The organism is Paenibacillus polymyxa M1 (genome assembly GCF_000237325.1).
Taxonomy (GTDB): domain Bacteria; phylum Bacillota; class Bacilli; order Paenibacillales; family Paenibacillaceae; genus Paenibacillus; species Paenibacillus polymyxa_C.
On the sequence record NC_017542.1, the window covers coordinates 3,017,342 to 3,030,854 of the forward strand.

A 13,513-nucleotide genomic window follows, 5' to 3' on the forward strand; every position below is an offset into this window, starting at 1 on the left:
ATGTGTATAAATCGTCTGGGTAGAATAGCCAAAAAAAGGACTGATGCGCATTACAGCATCAGCCCGAAAAGCTTAATATGTTGGGTTCAAACGCCCGTTTTATTTCGATTGATCCACTAACTCCAGCTTAGCGGGAATGGATGTTTTCACGGTTTTACCTTGAAGTACATCCTTGGCTGCCTGTACCGCCAATTGACCAATCAGCTCGGGTTGCTGAGCCACGGTGGCGGTCAGCTTCCCTTCCTTAATTGATTTGAGCGCATCCTCGTTACCATCAAAGCCAATGACTGGAATATTCTTACCAGAGCTTTGAATGGCTTCAATGGCTCCCAACGCCATTTCATCATTGTGGGCAAATACAGCCTGAACATCCGGGTTGCCTTGCAGCAGATTTTCCATCACATTCAAACCTTTGGTCCGATCAAAATCGGCCGATTGTTTGGCTATGACTTTCAGATCCTTATCTGCTACTTCATGGAAGCCTTTCCCACGTTCGCGGGTAGCCGATGCGCCTGGGACGCCTTCCAGCTCAATGACCTTGGCACCTTTTCCGACTTGATCAATCACGTATCTGGCAGCCATCCGTCCTCCCTCGACATTGTCCGAAGCGACAAGTGCTTTTACATCTCCTTTGTCAGCAGATCGGTCCAGTGTAATAACCGGGATGTTCAAAGCATTCGCTGACTGCACGACAGTTGAGATAGCTGACGAATCTGTCGGGTTAATGAGTAATGCGTTCACTCCCTGCTGGATCAGATCATCCACGTCATTACTTTGTTTTGCAGAATCATTTTGTGCATCGACCACAATAACCTGCAATCCTTGTTTTTTGGCCTCTGCAACAACTCCGTCTTTAAGAGAAACAAAGAATGGATTATTCAATGTTGAGATCGACAAGCCGATTTTAATATCCTTCAGGTCTGCAGTCGCTTTAGGCTTCGCCCATTCGGGCGGCTCCAGGGAACACCCTGTCATGAGCAGGAGCAGTAAGGCAGTCATGATTAATGTAAGCTTTTTCATATTTGTGTGTCTCCTTCTATGCAGATTAGGTGTATTATGCGGATTTTTTACGGTCAATCAATACAGCAATAGCAATAACGATCCCTTTTACAACCATTTGGTAAAAAGAGTTAACCCCCAGCAAATTCAAGCCGTTGTTTAGAGTACCGATGATAAGTACACCAATTAATGTACCTACGATTCGTCCGCGTCCTCCCGAAAGGCTTGTTCCACCTAATACGACAGCCGCAATGGCATCCAATTCATAAGAAGTACCCGCTGTCGGCTGCGCCGAGTTCAAACGTGAAGTCAAGATAGCTCCCGCCAATGCGGAAAGCATTCCAGCAAGAGAATAAATCCAAATTTTTACACGTGGTACTTTAATACCAGATACAATCGAAGCCTTCTCGTTACCGCCGATGGCATACGTTTTGCGTCCGAATGGTGTTTTATGCAAAATGATCCACAGGACAGCAAAGGTAATGAGCATCGTAATCGCTGGAACCGGAATACCAAACTGATAGCCACGACCGAATAATTGAAATACCAGACTGTCTCCGAGCCCCGTAATAGGGTTACCGTTGGTATAAACTAAGGTTAATCCTCTAAAAATAGTCATGGTTGCGAGTGTCGCGATAAACGGAGCCATTTTACCTTTCGTAATCATCAAGCCGTTGACCATCCCCATCACGCCACCCAATGCACAACCAATAATAATTGCCAAAATCGGATCAAAGCCGACCAGCATCATATTTGCTACAAACGCACTGGAGAGTGCTAATATGGAACCGACGGACAAGTCAATTCCACCTGTGAGAATAACGAAGGTCATACCGAACGCAATCAATGCATTAATAGATACCTGGCGCAACAAATTCAAAATATTAAGCGGTTCCAAAAAGCTGGGATTTAAGGCCGATACAATGATCACCAAAATAATGAGTCCCAACAATGGGCCAAGCTTCTGTGTGATTTGTGATATTTGAATGCCTTTGCTACCTTTTGCTTCATTCTTAGTTGTCATATTACTGTCCTCCTGTAGCTAGCGTCATAATATTTTCTTGTGTGGCTTCTTCCCTGTTCAGCTCTCCGCTGATCTTTCCCTCGTGAACCACGACAATACGATCACTCATGCCAAGTACCTCGGGAAGTTCTGAGGATACCATGATAATTGCGACTCCACGTTCGGTCAGCTCGTTCATCAACTGGTAGATTTCCCGTTTGGCTCCCACATCCACGCCTCTTGTCGGTTCATCAAGAATGAGCACATTGGGACCAATACCCACCCATTTGGCAATGACCACCTTTTGCTGATTGCCGCCTGACAAACTGCCAACCGTTGCTTCGGCTGATTGGGTTTTAATTTGTAAGCGCTTAATTAATGTATTAACAAAATCCATCTCTTTTTTGCCTGAAATAAATCCTTTTGATGTAAAACTGAACAGATTCGTCAGCACCATGTTTTCCCGAATGGAAAAATCCAGCACTAAGCCCTCATCTTTTCGGTCTTCTGTAATGAAGCCAATCCCTAGTTTCACTGCATCATCTGGCTTGCGAATAGACACCTTTTTCCCACGTACGTGTATCTCACCACTATCCAAAGCATCCAGTCCAAATAACGACCGCATGATCTCGGTCCGTCCCGAACCCATCAAGCCCGAAAAACCTACGATTTCCCCAGAGCGCACAGTAAAATTCACATTTTCAAATAGACCTTTATGCGATGCGTTTTTGACCTCTAGCACCACTTCTCCCAAAGCAGGCGTTCTTACCGGGTAGCGTTCAGTCAGCTCTCTGCCAACCATTTTCCGTACAACCTCGTCAAAATTCGTATCAGGGATTGCTTGAGTATCTACGGTTTTCCCATCACGCATAATGGTAATCCGATCACAGATTGCGAATATCTCCTCCATCCGATGGGAAATATACACGATTGAAACACCATCTTTTTTCAAGGAAGTAATAACCTCAAACAGCTTTTGTATTTCCCGTTCGGTTAAGGCTGCTGTCGGCTCATCCATTACGATCACTTTAGCATCCGTCATGAGTGCTTTGGCTATTTCAATCATTTGTTGTTGACCCACTGAACACTCGCCTGCTTCACCGTTCAAAGGAAGATTTACTGAAAGCTTGCTAAATCGCTCATTTGCTAGCGCTTTCATTTTAGAGCTATCTAGTAATCCCCACTTGGAAGTCATCTCCTTGCCGATAAACAGATTTTCCAGTACCGTCATCTCCGGCCACACATTCAGTTCCTGGTGAATAAAAGCAATCCCTTTTTGCTCCGCTTCCTTGGGGTTGGCAAAATAGGTTTCCTGACCGTCAATGATGATCGTTCCCTCATCGCGTCGATGCAGTCCGATTAAAATATTCATCAGCGTTGATTTGCCTGCACCATTTTCACCCATGAGGGCATGTACTTCTCCTTCACGGAGATCAAAGTCAACACCACTTAGGACCTGATTGGTTCCAAAGGCTTTGTGAATTCCTTTCATTTGAATCTGCATGCTGTCCCCCCCTTTTCATTTCACACTGATTTATCCAAAATGAACTCCTGCCTGTAAAATACAATTGGCAAACGGCGTAGCTTCTCCTGTACGAATGACAGCTTTGGCTTGTCGGGTTAATGCCTTAAATTGTTCATGTGAGCAAAACTCAATGACGGTAGTCGGCTCAATAATCTGTGAATGCTCTAGTTGCTCCCCTGCAAAGGTGCGCATAATATACTGCAATGCTTGTTCATTTTCTTGTTTGATTTCTTCGGCTAATGTTACTTTTTCAATCACCATGTCTGCCGCAATGACATCAACAACATCCTGAAAGGAGGGAACCCCCAGTTTCAACGCCAAATCAATTTTGGTAACGCCTTCAGGAACTGGTAAGCCGGCATCAGCCACGACAATAAAGTCCGTGTGGCCAAGATCCGCTAGTATTTTAGATATATGACTGTTCAGAATTCCATGTTTCTTCATTATAATTGCTCCTCCACTTCACAACGGGTTGGCATTCCGCCTTGCGCTCCAAATTTGGTAACGGACAATGACGCAGCCCGATTAGCAAATTTCACACTGTCTGCTAGCGATTTTCCTTCAGCCAGTGCCACCGCAAATGCAGCGTTGAAAGTATCTCCTGCACCTGTTGTATCAACGGCTTCTACCTTGTAAGTAGGAACCACAACTTCCTGTTCTCCGTCGAAAAACCGTACACCATTGCTGCCTTCAGTTACAAACAGCTTATTCGGATATTTGCGCAACGCTTCTTGAAGACTCATGTCCTTAAACATGATGGCAGCTTCATGCTCGTTTGGCGTAATGTAGGTTGCATTGGCAATTACGCTTTCTTCCACCTCACGAGCTGGGGCTGGATTCAGCAATAATGGTACCTGATACTTCGCACAAATTTCGCTTACATAGACAATCGTCTCTGGCGGTATTTCCTGTTGAATTAACACAATATCCGAATTTCGAATGACATCAAGCGCTTCTTCCACGTAAGCGGGTGTAACTTCATTATTTGCTGCTTTTACCACGACGATACTGTTATCACCCTCGGCCAGTACAATGTGCGCTGTACCACTTTCCATATGTGTAACCGGTTTCACATAATCAATATGAACATGATTTTCTTCAAAATTGCGTAAAATCTGTTGTCCAAAATGGTCATCCCCTACACGTCCAATCATCTTAACGTCCGCGCCGAGTCGTGCTGCGGCTACTGCCTGATTGGCTCCTTTACCTCCAGGCACGGTTGTAAAGCTTTCTCCTAATACGGTTTCACCAGCACCGGGACGCTTGGATGAAGTCACTACGAGGTCCATCGAACTGCTTCCGATAACCGAAATTTTAGCCATGATGATCCACCTTTCTCGTCGTTTCCCGTTCGATAAATTTGACGGGTAATTGTATGCTTGAATAGGTAAGTACTTTCGAATGAAGATTAGGTACACTTGATTTCGTTGCTTGCGCCTGCTCGATCAACTGAATGAGCAGACCTGCCGCCTCCCAGCCCATTTCATAAGCAGGCTGTCGGATCGTTGATAATGGCGGAAATAACAAGCTGCTTAATGGTATATCATCAAACCCGATTATTTGAACATCTTCCGGGATTTTCTTTCCTAATCTATGTGCCTCATGCATCACCGCTGTAGCTACAATATCGTTACTAGCAATCACTCCGTCCGTATCCGGATACTTGCTGAACAGCTCTTTGGCCCACGATTCAGCCTCCTTGAACGAAAAAGACGTTGTCTCGACGACATGGTAAGCAATACCGGAATGCTGAAGCTCTTCCACCGCCCCGCGAAAACGATCTTGTGCTGGACGAATATGAGCAGGCCCCTGCATAACTGTAATTTGTCTGCTGCCACGGGCAACCATGGCCTGAGCAGCCAAGCGGCCGCCATGAGCTCCATCCGCATAAACGGAGAGACTATCACTGGAAGTCCGGTCGAGAAAAACGACTGGTATTTTCAGTTTGGCGTAACAGTCGGCAGCAGGGTCATTGGTAGATGAAATAACCCCAACAACATTATTCTGAACAAAAGTATCCATGTAATCTAATTCTTTTTGGCGATCTTCATCACTATTACCAAAAATAATCCGAAAATCATTTTCCTGCATTCGATCCTCCACCCCACGAGCCAACAAGGGAAAGTAAGGGTTCGTAATATCCGGCAGCAGCAGGCCGATTAATCTGGATTTCTTTTTATACAGAGAACGTGCAACTTCATTAGGCTTGTAATTTAGCTGCTTCACTGCAGCTTCAACCTTCCGCCGTGTATCCTCGTGGACATATCCGGTTTCATTAATAACTCTGGATACGGTCGCTACGGAAACACCTGCAAAACTTGCTACCTGCTTTATTGTTGTCATAATGTAGGTTCAACTCCAATTGTGTAACCGGTTACACATATAAAATATCATAGCATTTATTTTTTGACAAGCATTAATTATTTGCACGTCGAAAGCATTAGCCGTATAATTCTTTTTGTAACTGATGAAGTTTCACCTTTTTTACTTACACTAAAGTAGGCAGATTCACTCCCAGTTGCTCAATAAAATATGTATACATGGAGGCATTTCCTGATGAATATCGAAGTTTGGTCTGATTATATGTGTCCGTTCTGTTATATCGGCAAACGCCGTTTGGAGCAAGTTTTACAGCAGTTCCCACACCATGATGAGGTTCAATTGACATTTAAGAGTTTTGAATTGAACCCTAATGCTGTGAAAGATAGTGGTAAAACGATTAATGAAGAACTATCAGCAAAATATGGTGTCAGTCTGCAAGAGGCTCATGCCATGAATGATCGCATGACCGAAAATGCTCGTTCTGCGGGTCTGGACTACAATATTCATGCCATGGTGCCGACAAACTCTCTCGATGCTCACCGCCTAACGCATTGGGCTCACACACAAGGCAAAATGTTGGAATTGAGCGAGCGTTTATTTCAGGCTGTCTTCATGGAAGGCAAGCATACCGGGGAACATGAAGTGCTGGCAGCGTTGGCAGCCGAGGTGGGTTTGGATCATAACGAAGCCGCTGCTATTTTAGCCAGTGACCGCTTTACCAACGAAGTTAGAGCTGATGAAGCTGAAGGCGCTAAGTTAGGCGTTCAGGGTGTGCCATTCTTTGTATTTGATCGAAAATTTGCTGTTTCTGGTGCTCAGCCGGAAGAGGTATTTCACGATGCGCTTCAAAAAGCATGGGATGAACGTTCACCTTTTACTATGATTAGCGGCAGCTCGTCCAAACAGGATGCAGCTGGTGTATGTACCGATGACGGTTGCGAGCTTCCAAGCCGTGAGAGCTGATCAGTCAATAAATTAAACCTCTCTCTAAATAACTTATGAAAAAGCGTGCCAGCACCAATTACACCTGATGCGGCACGCTTCTTTATTTTTTTATAATGATTTAATCATTCCGCCGTCCACAAGAATGGTGCTGCCAGTCAAATAGGATGAAGCCGATGATGCCAGAAAAGCAACGACTTTACCGAACTCTTCTGGCTCTCCGTACCGTCCCAACGGAATGCCCTCTTCTGCTTGTTTGCGAACTTGATCCGTCGTTTGGTGGGATTTTTCGGCTCGATGCTCGTCCAAGCTGCGTACGCGATCGGTTGCAATTCTCCCTGGTGCTACAGTATGTACCAGAATATTGTAAGGGGCTAATTCCATTGACAATGTTTTCGCTAATCCAGCGACCCCAGTACGTAGTGTGTTGGAAATAATCAGGCCCGGAATCGGTTGTTTAACTGATGAGGAGGCGATATTTAAAATTCTACCGCTTTGTTGTTTTTTCATATAGGGTAACACCTCACGGATCAACCGGATATGACTAAGTAAATTTTGCTCAAAGGCCTGCATCCATACTTCATCTGTAAAATCATCAAAGGTGCCCGCAGGAGGGCCACCCGCATTGTTAACCAAAATATCGACGGTGCCAAACCAATCAACTGTACGGCGGATGGCCTGGGAGATATGTTCAGGTTTGGTTACATCACAAACTACATATTCAACGCGACCACTCGCTGTTTCCCGTAATTCGGCTTGCGTCCGCTGAAGCTCTGCTTCATTTCGTCCCGAAATAACTACATTTGCACCTTCACGTGCCAATTCGCGTGCACTTGCTTTGCCAAGTCCTTTACTGGAACCTGCAACAAAGGCTGCTTTTCCCGTTACTCCTAAATCCATTTATGATGACACTCCCTTTTCTGAGACTTCTCTATTTAATTGTACACATGACCAGAACATAATGCGAATAGCTCGGTACAAAATAGCAAAACAAAAAGGGACCTGACATTCAGCCAGGCGCCCTTTCTGTATACACCATTTTTGTTGACAGCACGTTATAATGCTTCAGATGTTGTTGCCTGCTCATATACAACAACAGACTGGCTCTCAGGCTCCCATTTAACATTTGCTCCCAAAGCCTCTCCGATTACCCTTACAGGTACAATTGTTGTTCCATCCACTATGGATGCTGGCTGCTCGATAGAATATGGCTGGCCGTTAATGTAGGCTTTGGCGCTATTCACGAATAATTTGACGGACACACCGTTACGCGTGACAGTAACAGCCTTTTCTTTCGGATCCCAGGAAACCTTGGCATTCAGAGCTTCGGAAGCTGTTCTAAACGGAACAAGTGTGGTGCCATTGCGGTTAATCGGTTCGGCATCGTATTTTTCACCATTCACGAACAGCTTCATACCTGATGACCGTCCAGCCTTCCTCGAGAATAAATCCAGCTTTTTGTAGCTTTCCAGATTGGACACATCAGCCAATACTGCCTCTTCCTGCATGTAAACGGCATCTGTTACATTTCCGTTTTCAGCTAGTAGCTCTGCAGCCTTAGTTAGTGCTGTGTCAGAATTTCGGATCAATTCAAGTTCAGTTACCTGCTCCGGGGTCAAACGTTCCGGGTATTTTGTAAGCAACAGATTCGCAATAACCGCTCCTGCCGGCTTATCTTTTGTATTTTCTACCGCTTGAAGCAGACCATTGTACCCGTTGTGTCCCTTGCGACCTTTTTGGTCTTTGGACTCCCCGTATGTATCATCCGTTACTGCAACAGGGGTATTCTTTTTGATTTCGTCGTGTTTATCTTTTTTGCTGCTCTTTTCATTCCGGTCTTTATCAGACGCCTTTGCTTCCTGTTTGTTCTCCTGACCATTTCCGCGCCCCTGCTTGGCTTCGGCGGTTCCCGCTGCCAGTCCCAAGACCAGTATACACGCTAATAATGCTGTCCATGTGTTTCTCATGATGCGATTCCTCCTTATAGTAAAAGACCAGGTTTAAATGTAACCTACATATATTAACGGCTACTATAAGCTAAATATGAAGCTCTTTTTTTCTAGTGTTGCATTTTTAGGGGCTGATGGCTAATCCAATATAATAAATTTTATTATGCGCGAATCTGTTTCCACAGTATAATGGAAAATGCAAATGCATTTTAAAGATTAACCTTTCCATTCGCATAATAGAAAGAAGAGGAGACAGACATGTTCGGCACCATTCTTTTAGACGTTGTTTTACCTATTTTTGTCCTTATCGGTTTTGGCTGTATCATGCAATATTATTTCCGACTGGATTTGTATACCTTAGCTAAAATTAATTTTTACTATATCACCCCTGCAGTTGTGTTTACCGGTCTTTATAACTCTGAAATTTCTTTAATCCTCATGGGTGAAGTCTCACTTTTTTATGCCTTGTACATAGCTATTTTGTACGTAATCAGCACTACCGTTGCCAGATCTCTGAAATACAGCCCCGGCATGCGTGGAGCTTTTACAAATAGTGTAATGCTTGATAATTCAGGAAATTATGGTCTACCAATTAATCAGTTGGTGTTTAAAGGTGATCCGTTGGCTATTTCCGTCCAAGCTCTGATTATGACTTTTCAAAGCTTTGTTACATTTACATACGGTACTTTTGTTGTACAAAATGGTAAGGCCAATACACGAAAAATTTTAATTAATTTTTTGAAAATGCCTGTGCCCTACGCGCTTGTGCTGGGCTTGCTCCTGAATCTACTGCACAGTCCATTGCCTAATTTGCTGGCTGAGCCTCTAAACTATATTAGCCATTCGATGGTCGCAGTGGCTCTACTTACTTTGGGAGCACAAATTGTGCAGTACCCTTTTCATTTGCGCCGGACAGCCGTGTATATCAGTATGGTATTACGCCTGATTGCAGGTCCAATAGTTGGTTTTATGCTCGTGTTCTTCCTAGGTCTTAAGGGGATTCCCGCTCAAGCATTGCTCATTGCGTCAGGTATGCCTACCGGCGTTAATACAAGTATTTTGGCGGAAGAATATAAAAATGAACCTGATTTTGCAGCACAGACAGTATTACTTTCTACGATTGTGAATGTCATTACGATGACCCTGTTAATTTCAATATCCCGTCATCTTACTTGAGGTGTATGATAAATATAAACTTGATTTATGACGCTTTTTGTCTGAGGACAGGAGCGTTTCTTTTTCAATTAAAAAAAGGAACAAACGTTCGTGTTTTGCCCTTTTTCTGTTTAATGTGGTGTGTTTGTTTGACGGAGATGGTATGCAAGAAGGAATCTTCTTCTATTATGAATTTTTCATATAGTGAAATAGTTATGTGTTTGAATTCAAACCTCTGCTGATTGCTGTTTTTAACTTGAGCTTCTTTTATTTTTAGATAAGAATGAGGAGAACTAATTCCTCAAAAAATAAAGCCAGCTCGCTCATTAGAGTGGCTGACTTTAGAGTATTTTTATGAAGATTTAGGGCTCAATTCCCCATTGCTTGATCCCAGACAGGTAAGCGGTTATTTTAGTAGAATCTTGTAAGCTGTTTGCTGTGGGGTTAAAGGAATAATCATCAGTCTGTGTATAATTGCTCCAATCCGCTTTGGATATCCGGGTTTGTAGCTCAACACTCTGACCAGGCTCTAAAGAACCCGCTGCCGACTTAAAACCAATTTCCGCATAAGAATCTGCACTTGGCTTTGCATTGGTTAACGCTTTGAAGTTAGCAATCACATTCTCTGTACCGCTGCTTGACCAATCTGTAAAGAAGTTCTGCGATTTCTCACCGTTAATGGTGTAATAATAACGCAATGTCACGTCTGCTAGGGAAACGGGTGAGCTTCCTGTATTAGTTATTTTAAACTTGGAGCTGATCGTATTACTTGTTGCAGATATATTCCCATTGAAAGATTGCACCTTCAGAGCGCCCTCGCCTGTTCCCGGCTCACTTGGCGTATCCCCTTTTACCGTAATCGTGAACAACGCATCATTGCCTGTACTAAAATGGAAGTTAAGCGTTGTCTCTCCTTTGGGAAGTTTAGATAAATACTTGTTGGTAAGAATGACTGTTTCTCCACTAACCGTATAATCTTCACCTTTGCTCAGTGTCACGCTTCCTTGCTTGATCGCATCTAGTGTATTACCGTTAAGTGTAAGCTTTACAGTAATATCGCTATTGCCGTTAGCCACTCCATAGGTTGCAGCTGTCGGTGTAATACTTGCTTGCCCGGTCGAAGGCTGATCCCCCCCTACACGATCTGCCACCAGAATGCCGCGACCATTCGTTCCCAGATAAGCACGTCCGTAAACCCGAGGATCCCCAATAATGGTGGTCACACGAGCATATTGATGCTTGTCATCATTAATGCGTACCCAGTTTGCGCCAGTATCATCCGAGCGATAGAATCCACGTGTACCGTCAATTTTACCAACGATAAACACTGCTGCATTGGTGCGATTGGGTGCTGCTTTGCCAAAGCCTACAAAATCCGCCTCCTGTACATGATCAAGCTTGGTGAATGTAACACCTGAATCCTTGGAATGCCATAAGCCGTATGGCCCTCCGTCCTCGGAGCCTCCAGCAAACCACACATCCCCTTCCGCTCCTCGTACAGCACCAATATCTGCATTCCCTACACTTGGCAAACCAGTAACTGTGGATGCTGTGAAGGATGCGCCTCCATCAACACTTACATATATTTTTCCAGCAGCAAACGCGTAGTATTTGTTAGAATTTACTCGGTCAGAGGCGATCTTTGCATTGGTTGGAATTCCCGTGCTTGCTGTCCATGAGTTTCCTCCGGTTTTGGAATAAAATACACCTTTGTCCGATGTACTCCACAGCAATCCATTACCATTTGCCGCTACAGCGATGCTACCTCCTCCTGCTGTACCAGAAGGCTCGCTATTTGCTTTGTACCAGTTCGCTCCGCCATCATTGGAAAATCCAATGGATTTGGCATTTGGATCTTTTTTATAGTCTGCTTTACCCACCCGGGCCATAAAAGAAGGGTTCAGCTCGGCATAATCAATGCTTTCGCTGCTTGTAAAGGTTGGATTATCCAGCATTTTAGCGGGAGCCTTGAACAGATCATCATGTCTGAATCCGGAAACATCACCCACTGCACTCACTAGAGGAGCTCCAGTAGGAGGGCTCACCAGATCCAAAATCGCCGTTTCCTCTATCCCTTTAGCGGCTACCGAGATGTCCAGCTTATCTCCCTTGTCCCAATTGGTCAGATTTTTAGAGCCATATATCGTAGCTCCTGTGCCATACAGCATATGATCTGAGTTAAATGGATCTATCTCAAGATCTCCAATCATCCACCCTAGCTTGGGCGATACTTCTGGCGGAGCAGGGTTGGCATTGAAAGTCAGCCAAGGCGCACCGGATATATCCAGATTGTATTTGAGCTTACGAGACGGGTAACCGTCGAATTCCCAAATAGGGCTCCAGGTTGCTCCACTATCAGTACTGCGGTAAATCGTTTCATCCGGCCACCAGGCATTCAATGTTGCAACCATAAGGGTACCAGGCTTCTGGGCATCCACCGTCAGTCCACCATACCCAAAATGATTGTCTGCGCTGCTGCTGGCAACGGGGCTAATGTTAGTCCACTGTCCGCTGGCTGTATTCAATTTCCATAGTTCACCCTTTGTTCCGTCATATGGCCCAGCTCCATCGCTGTAAGAAATATACAGGTTTCCATCTGGTGATAAAACACCGTGATGTGGCAAATAACCTGTAGGCTGTCCTGCTACAGCAGACCAGGTTGTCCCGCCATCTGTACTGCGGTAGACACTTTGCTTTTTGTCTGCGACACCCACATAGATGGTCTGTGTTGCTTTGCTGGAAGAGCCCGTTTTTTTGTCAAAGGTGATCCAGGCTAAACCGACAATATCACTGGTGTATTCATTTGAAGGGTCCTGTACATACGTCCCCGGATTCGGGAAACCGCTCACCTTACTCCAGGTTGCCCCGAAGTCGGAGCTTTTCCACAGTCCATTACCACTTCGAGCTCCGAAGAATAATATATTGTTCTTATTCGGATCAATTGTCAGACGTTCACCCATCGAGCGTCCCGGCATATTGCCTCCTACCTTAAAGGGAAGCTTCGTAGTCTGCCATGTATTACCTTTGTCAGTGGAGCGCATAATTTGCCCGTTATGTTTATCCCAGGAATTAGTATACGTACCTGTAGCTATATATACACGATTCGGATCCACAGGATCGGTGGCTAGTGCGTCGACACCATTTTTGTTCCAATCTTCCCAGCCCACAGAATCCGTCAGCGGAATCCAGCTTTCACTCGCAGGATTCCAGCGGTAAGCTCCTCCAATATCTGTACGGGCATAGATCAGATCTTTTTCCGTTTCATTAAAAATAATACCAGGTACAAAACCACCTCCACCGCCTGTAACGACACTTTTCCAAGTATAATCGTCACTTGGAGCAGCATGGGTGGGTGCTATCATACCTGTCCAGGAAGCACCCGCTACTATAAGCGCCAAACATACAATTCTCAACCTGCTTTTTGCCTTAGTCAATGAATTCAACCTCCTTCTCCGTAATCATTTAAAAATGCAAGTCATTTCGAGCTAAAAGTAAGCAGTCAATTGCGGATTCGTTCCTATCGTTATTATTCCATTCATCAATCAAACAAGCGTTCTCTCAAGCTCACCTCCAGTAATCCAATAGATTTGCAACCTCTTCTTTGTTAGCGCTTACATT

The 13,513-nt window shown here is 44.6% G+C and carries 11 protein-coding genes; 2 read left to right on the forward strand and 9 right to left on the reverse strand.

Annotation, left to right across the window (positions count from 1 at the left end; all coding sequences use genetic code 11):
• Nucleotides 1-99: 99 nt before the first annotated feature.
• Genes rbsB through PPM_RS13300 form a run of 6 tightly spaced genes read right to left on the reverse strand, consistent with a single transcriptional unit; the run spans nucleotide 100 to nucleotide 5,870 of the window.
• Nucleotides 100-1,020: a ribose ABC transporter substrate-binding protein RbsB gene (gene rbsB, locus PPM_RS13275; protein WP_013371406.1), complete on the reverse strand. Its 921-nt coding sequence runs from the start codon at nucleotides 1,018-1,020 to the stop codon at nucleotides 100-102.
• A gap of 34 nt (nucleotides 1,021-1,054) precedes the next feature.
• A complete protein-coding gene (locus PPM_RS13280; RefSeq protein WP_013371407.1) occupies nucleotides 1,055-2,023 on the reverse strand; it encodes an ABC transporter permease subunit in 969 nt (322 codons plus the stop codon).
• A 1-nt stretch (nucleotide 2,024) separates the two neighbouring features.
• On the reverse strand, nucleotides 2,025-3,506 hold the full coding sequence (locus tag PPM_RS13285; RefSeq protein ID WP_013371408.1) for a sugar ABC transporter ATP-binding protein: 1,482 nt from the start codon (nucleotides 3,504-3,506) through the stop codon (nucleotides 2,025-2,027).
• Nucleotides 3,507-3,536: 30 nt separating this feature from the next.
• On the reverse strand, nucleotides 3,537-3,971 hold the full coding sequence (gene rbsD, locus PPM_RS13290) for a D-ribose pyranase (protein WP_013371409.1): 435 nt from the start codon (nucleotides 3,969-3,971) through the stop codon (nucleotides 3,537-3,539).
• The gene (gene rbsK, locus PPM_RS13295; protein WP_013371410.1) at nucleotides 3,971-4,849 is read right to left on the reverse strand and encodes a ribokinase; all 879 of its coding nucleotides are present in this window, start codon (nucleotides 4,847-4,849) and stop codon (nucleotides 3,971-3,973) included. Before rbsK ends, rbsD begins: the two co-directional genes overlap by 1 nt.
• Nucleotides 4,842-5,870 carry a LacI family DNA-binding transcriptional regulator gene (locus PPM_RS13300; RefSeq protein WP_013371411.1) on the reverse strand — a complete coding sequence of 343 codons (1,029 nt, stop codon included), beginning with the start codon at nucleotides 5,868-5,870 and terminating at the stop codon, nucleotides 4,842-4,844. Before PPM_RS13300 ends, rbsK begins: the two co-directional genes overlap by 8 nt.
• Nucleotides 5,871-6,083: 213 nt before the next feature.
• Between PPM_RS13300 and PPM_RS13305 the strand changes: the two genes are divergently transcribed.
• The gene (locus tag PPM_RS13305; RefSeq protein WP_013371412.1) at nucleotides 6,084-6,812 is read left to right on the forward strand and encodes a DsbA family oxidoreductase; all 729 of its coding nucleotides are present in this window, start codon (nucleotides 6,084-6,086) and stop codon (nucleotides 6,810-6,812) included.
• A 90-nt stretch (nucleotides 6,813-6,902) separates the two neighbouring features.
• Here the strand turns inward: PPM_RS13305 and PPM_RS13310 are convergent, their stop codons facing one another.
• Nucleotides 6,903-7,691 carry an SDR family oxidoreductase gene (locus tag PPM_RS13310; RefSeq protein WP_013371413.1) on the reverse strand — a complete coding sequence of 263 codons (789 nt, stop codon included), beginning with the start codon at nucleotides 7,689-7,691 and terminating at the stop codon, nucleotides 6,903-6,905.
• A gap of 155 nt (nucleotides 7,692-7,846) precedes the next feature.
• Nucleotides 7,847-8,758: a copper amine oxidase N-terminal domain-containing protein gene (locus PPM_RS13315; protein WP_013371414.1), complete on the reverse strand. Its 912-nt coding sequence runs from the start codon at nucleotides 8,756-8,758 to the stop codon at nucleotides 7,847-7,849.
• 240 nt (nucleotides 8,759-8,998) lie between these two features.
• On the opposite strand from PPM_RS13315, the gene PPM_RS13320 reads away from it, so the two are divergent.
• A complete protein-coding gene (locus tag PPM_RS13320) occupies nucleotides 8,999-9,916 on the forward strand; it encodes an AEC family transporter (RefSeq protein WP_013371415.1) in 918 nt (305 codons plus the stop codon).
• A gap of 341 nt (nucleotides 9,917-10,257) precedes the next feature.
• On the opposite strand, the gene PPM_RS13325 is transcribed toward PPM_RS13320, so the two are convergent.
• On the reverse strand, nucleotides 10,258-13,329 hold the full coding sequence (locus tag PPM_RS13325) for a X2-like carbohydrate binding domain-containing protein (protein ID WP_013371416.1): 3,072 nt from the start codon (nucleotides 13,327-13,329) through the stop codon (nucleotides 10,258-10,260).
• Between the last annotated feature and the right edge of the window lie 184 nt (nucleotides 13,330-13,513).

Excerpts from the sequence above, each read along its gene's own strand:
- rbsD (WP_013371409.1), bottom strand. The coding sequence starts at position 3,971 with ATGAAGAAACATGGAATTCTGAACAGTCATATATCTAAAATACTAGCG.
- rbsB (WP_013371406.1), bottom strand. The coding sequence starts at position 1,020 with ATGAAAAAGCTTACATTAATCATGACTGCCTTACTGCTCCTGCTCATG.
- PPM_RS13285 (WP_013371408.1), bottom strand. The coding sequence starts at position 3,506 with ATGCAGATTCAAATGAAAGGAATTCACAAAGCCTTTGGAACCAATCAG.
- PPM_RS13315 (WP_013371414.1), bottom strand. The coding sequence starts at position 8,758 with ATGAGAAACACATGGACAGCATTATTAGCGTGTATACTGGTCTTGGGA.
- PPM_RS13300 (WP_013371411.1), bottom strand. The coding sequence starts at position 5,870 with ATGACAACAATAAAGCAGGTAGCAAGTTTTGCAGGTGTTTCCGTAGCG.
- PPM_RS13305 (WP_013371412.1), top strand. The coding sequence starts at position 6,084 with ATGAATATCGAAGTTTGGTCTGATTATATGTGTCCGTTCTGTTATATC.
- PPM_RS13310 (WP_013371413.1), bottom strand. The coding sequence starts at position 7,691 with ATGGATTTAGGAGTAACGGGAAAAGCAGCCTTTGTTGCAGGTTCCAGT.
- PPM_RS13280 (WP_013371407.1), bottom strand. The coding sequence starts at position 2,023 with ATGACAACTAAGAATGAAGCAAAAGGTAGCAAAGGCATTCAAATATCA.
- rbsK (WP_013371410.1), bottom strand. The coding sequence starts at position 4,849 with ATGGCTAAAATTTCGGTTATCGGAAGCAGTTCGATGGACCTCGTAGTG.
- PPM_RS13320 (WP_013371415.1), top strand. The coding sequence starts at position 8,999 with ATGTTCGGCACCATTCTTTTAGACGTTGTTTTACCTATTTTTGTCCTT.